General features: G+C 26.9%; 5 protein-coding genes. 3 read left to right on the plus strand and 2 right to left on the minus strand.

What is annotated here, in order from left to right:
• Both ACKI5C_RS07145 and ACKI5C_RS07150 read left to right on the plus strand, forming a co-directional pair.
• Positions 1-543 (plus strand): hypothetical protein (locus tag ACKI5C_RS07145; protein ID WP_407432480.1); only part of this gene is annotated, 543 nt, incomplete at its 5' end.
• Positions 544-557: 14 nt separating this feature from the next.
• On the plus strand, positions 558-896 hold the full coding sequence (locus ACKI5C_RS07150) for a hypothetical protein (RefSeq protein ID WP_407432481.1): 339 nt from the start codon (positions 558-560) through the stop codon (positions 894-896).
• Between the two features lie 34 nt (positions 897-930).
• Here ACKI5C_RS07150 and ACKI5C_RS07155 read toward each other — a convergent pair whose 3' ends face one another.
• Entirely contained in the window at positions 931-2,844 is a 1,914-nt protein-coding gene (locus tag ACKI5C_RS07155; RefSeq protein WP_407432482.1) for a hypothetical protein, read from the minus strand.
• Between the two features lie 22 nt (positions 2,845-2,866).
• Positions 2,867-3,283, minus strand: coding sequence for a hypothetical protein (locus ACKI5C_RS07160; RefSeq protein WP_407432483.1), 417 nt, complete (start codon positions 3,281-3,283; stop codon positions 2,867-2,869).
• 146 nt (positions 3,284-3,429) lie between these two features.
• Here ACKI5C_RS07160 and ACKI5C_RS07165 point away from each other — a divergent pair, with 146 nt between their 5' ends.
• Positions 3,430-4,455, plus strand: a complete 1,026-nt coding sequence (locus ACKI5C_RS07165; protein ID WP_407432484.1) for a hypothetical protein — start codon at positions 3,430-3,432, stop codon at positions 4,453-4,455.
• Positions 4,456-4,462 lie beyond the last annotated feature (7 nt).

Raw genomic sequence — 4,462 nt, forward strand, 5'->3', positions numbered from 1 at the left:
AAAGGTGTGGCTGGAACTGCTTTAGGTTTAGGTATTGGAGCATTGGGTTTGAACTTACTTCAAAATGGTGGTTTAGCAAACTTGTTTAATGGTGGAAATAGCACTGGAAATTGTGGTTGCTCATATACATGTGAAGATAGAATAAAAGATATGGAAAAATATAATTCTGAAATGTTCAGTAATTATAAGTATACCAGAGATATGAACGATACCATAATGGCAAAACAAAATGCTGATGCATTCGCTTTATTTCAAGGATATACAAATGCAACTACTGCTTTACAAAAGCAAATTGATGAACTTAAAACTCAAAACGCTGTATTGGCTGCAACAAGACCTTTACAAGACCAACTTATTATGAATGCAATTGCATTGGAAGCAGAAAGAAGACAAGCAGCAGACTGTGGTATTATCGGTTACACTAACTGTAGTTTTTACCCAGTTAATATTGCCAATGTTACAACTGGAACTGATGTAACACCAAAACAATTATACAATCCTTTGAGTTGCTTTAATGCTCCTACTTGTGGTTGTAGTAGATAATATATTATACTGTTATGAGAGTAGAAGAATTTAAGGTTAGAACTATTAATAAGTTGTTCAACATCATTGATGGATGGTTCGATAACGGTTTCCAAGATGGTATGATTAATGGTGTATTAAAGACTATAGTTAAGGCTAATCAGAATAAGTATGATGAGTTGTTGAAGGTGTTCACTGATGAGCAAGATAATATAGATTTAAGTGAAATAAGAAAGCAAATGGAAAAGGTAATTCCAGAAAACTTGGAAATGGATTTAAAAGACTATGCAAATAAAATGGGTGTTCCACCTTATTTAGTTCCTAACAAAGTTCTGATATTACCAAAAAAAGATGTAATAGATTTATTTAGATAAAAAGAAAAAGGTGGGTTTTATCCCACCTTTTTTATTATGATGCTAATACTTCAATTTTTGTATTATTTATTGGTAAATTAAAATCAAATGTTTGTTCAACAGTTTTATATGTTTCAAATTCTTTAACTGTATTAACAATAATTGGTATTGTACCATATTTATCAATTATTGTTTCTTGAATTTGTAATACTTGTTTGTCAAACAAACCATTATCATTAGCATCCATTATTATAGTTGCTTTTCTAACAATATTACCATAATTCTCAATTTTTCGTAAACTTCCATGTTTTTTACCATTATCAACTGCATTCATTTCCACAAAAACATCATTGAATGTTGGTACTCGTCTATTACCTCCACTTAATGTTATTTTACCATTTTCATCTTTATATCCATTAATGTATTTGTTTGGTATTTCTGGGAAAAAATTAATTATGTCTGTAATAATATTATCCAATATACCATTTTTCAATTGTATTTTACCATTTTTCAAATAAGTATATTCATTAATTTCTGTTATATTATTGGTAAGTAGATTTTTCCATTTTATGTTTGAATTGAAATAATCAGTTATATCATATTTTTTAATACCGTTCTTTTCCAATATTTGTTGATTAGGTTTATAACCTAAAAATTCATAACCTTTATTTTCAATATAATCTTCACCATATACTTCTGTTTGAATTGTTTTACTGTAAGGTGTTGCGTAATAACTATCTTCATCTTCATATCTAGATTTAATCATTTCATAATGTTTTTTAGATATATAGAATTTAGTATTTTTCCAAGCGTCTTTTAACCTTTTATTAGTATACCCACTATAACGGCCTAATAAACTTTGCTCAGTAGTTTCAACGTTATCTTTTGAATCAGAATAATCAAAACATACTCCACAATAATCTTTAGATTTTGGTTCAATTACATTTCCCATTCGGAAAGCACCCTTAATTACAATTAATAGAAATTTATTTTTTTCTTCTGTTTCATTTATGCATATAGATTCTATCTTGTTATACATTTCTTCATAATTAATAGGCTGATTACCTTTTTGAACAACGTATATGATATGATATTTATTTCCAGTACAATCTCTATCAATTTCAACATTACCATTTCCTACACTTCTTACGATACAATAATGTTTTCGGTTTGTTTCTCTTTTAAGTTCCACCAAATGATTATACACCTCTTCTGAAAAAAATCTATGACATTCACCTCTATCTTTTAATATTTTTTTATCATGTAAAGTTATTATTTGATTATTATCATCAAAATCTTTAAATCCTTTATATAATTCTTCATTCACTAATAATTTTACAACTGGTTTTGTTCTATAAATGTCATTTGCTAATTCTTTCCAAGGAGTAGCACTAACTGATAATATATATGAATTATTTTCATGCATTGATGCATCATTTTTCATATAGTTAATACCTAATATTTTAAGGAATTTATTAACGATATTAGTTTTCTTTTTTGTAGCATAATGGCTTTCATCAATAACAAATAAATTATTGCATGTACTTGGTATTTTCTTTTTTCCATTAATCATATTTTTCATATCACTATTTTTCAAAAATGATATGGTATTTCCTACATAATCCTCACCACCAAAAAAGAAATTCATATTAAAACAATTTTTAAAATACGAATTAATTGTCTGCCTTTTAATTTCTGTTTGATTATCACCAATGATATAATATATATGTTCAATACCCATTTTCATTTTATATTCTTCATAAAAACTTAAATAGTTAACCAAACAATTAAACACACCAGTTTTACCACTTTGTACATACGCATTTAAAAAGACATATCTTTTACCTTCCAAAAAATATTGAATAATATCAAAAGCAGCAGTTTCTTGTTCTGAATGTAAATCAGATTTAATCTTATTTTTTTTTAAATGCTCATGTATTTTACTTACTTTTTCATTTATTTTATCCATCATAAATTAATATATCTATTTATCAGTATAACACCTTAGATTTCACCATTTTCCAATAATTACTATCAACAGTATCTAAATCGCAATGTGTCATTATTTGATGATATTCATGTATAATTTCCGAATAAAAAGTATATAACACATCAAGTTCAAAAGTATTGAAAGGAACTTCATCTTTATCCATTTCAATTATCCATTCAAGATATTCTTCAATATTTTCATCATCAACATAATATTCTTCATTCATTTCTTCAAAATCAAAATCTTCATCTTTTACAATTTTTAATAGCAGTTCTTTATATTCATCCCAAAATGGATTGTACCATTCATTAGATGAATTATCCATTTTAAATAAAAGATTAAATGCTTCAATTTTAGTTTTGATACTAACATTGTTTTTAATAAACTCATTAATTTGTTGTTCTAAATTTATCTTCATAATTAAATATCTTTAAGTTATATTAGTCAATATTAACTAACGATGCAAACATATACAAAAGAAAATCGAAAACAAAATGTATTTATGTTAATTTATGTTAATCTATTTAATGTTTATTATAAATAATAGATTAAATATTTTTAATTATGGCAAGAACATTAGGTGCAAAGAATAAACCTAAAACAACAAATACAGTAAAGGTTATTAATTTAAACAAACATATTGAAAATAGTCCAATTATCAATGATATTACACCTTATAGTTGGGTGTCTTTTGGTAAAGATAACCAGTACCCAACCCACTTACTTAATCTATATCATAATAGTATTATTCATTCAGCATGTGTAGACTTCTTAACTAATGCAATCATTGGTGATGGTGTGGATTATACTGCAATGTCAATAGATAATGAAAATGAATTAGTTCCAAACTATCTTGAAAGTTGGGATGAACTATTATATAAGGTAGCAAAGGATTTAGTATTATTCGGTGGTTATGCTATTCAAGTAATCAAAAATAGAAATGATAAAACTTATTCATTCTTCCATACTCCTTTTTCAACTTTAAGATTTGGTAAGAAAGATGAAAACGGAGAAATCAAGAAAGCATATTTATGTAAGGATTGGAGTAATTATGTAGCAAACAAACCAGTAGAAATAGATGTGTTGAATTATACAGATGATATTAATATAGCATTGGGTAAACCTTATTTATTAGTATATACCAATTATAACATATTTGATGAATATTATCCAGTACCTCACTATGTATCAGCATTAGACGCAATCAGAACAGATATTGAAATGAAAAACTATGATTTAAATGCTGTTACTAATATGTTCACTCCAAGTGGTATATTAACAATGAATCAAGTTTCAGATGATAATGAAAGAGATATGATAATCAAGAATATCGAAGCAACTTTCACAGGTTCTGAAAACGCTAATAATATCATCATTACATTCAGAAATAACAGTGAAGACCAACCTGTGCAATTTGTTCCTATCACATCAAATTCAGAAGGTGTTAATTTATTTGCTGACACAACAAATAGAACTACAGATAGAATATTATCAGCACATAGAGTTTCCAGAGGTTTAATCGGTTTAAGTCGGATCGTAGCCATGTCGTTCTGTGAGCCAAGGAGTTGTCCTAATATGTTGTCTTCCTAAGACCGCT

The sequence above is a fragment of the Methanobrevibacter sp. genome (genome assembly GCF_045646045.1).
Lineage (GTDB): Archaea > Methanobacteriota > Methanobacteria > Methanobacteriales > Methanobacteriaceae > Methanocatella.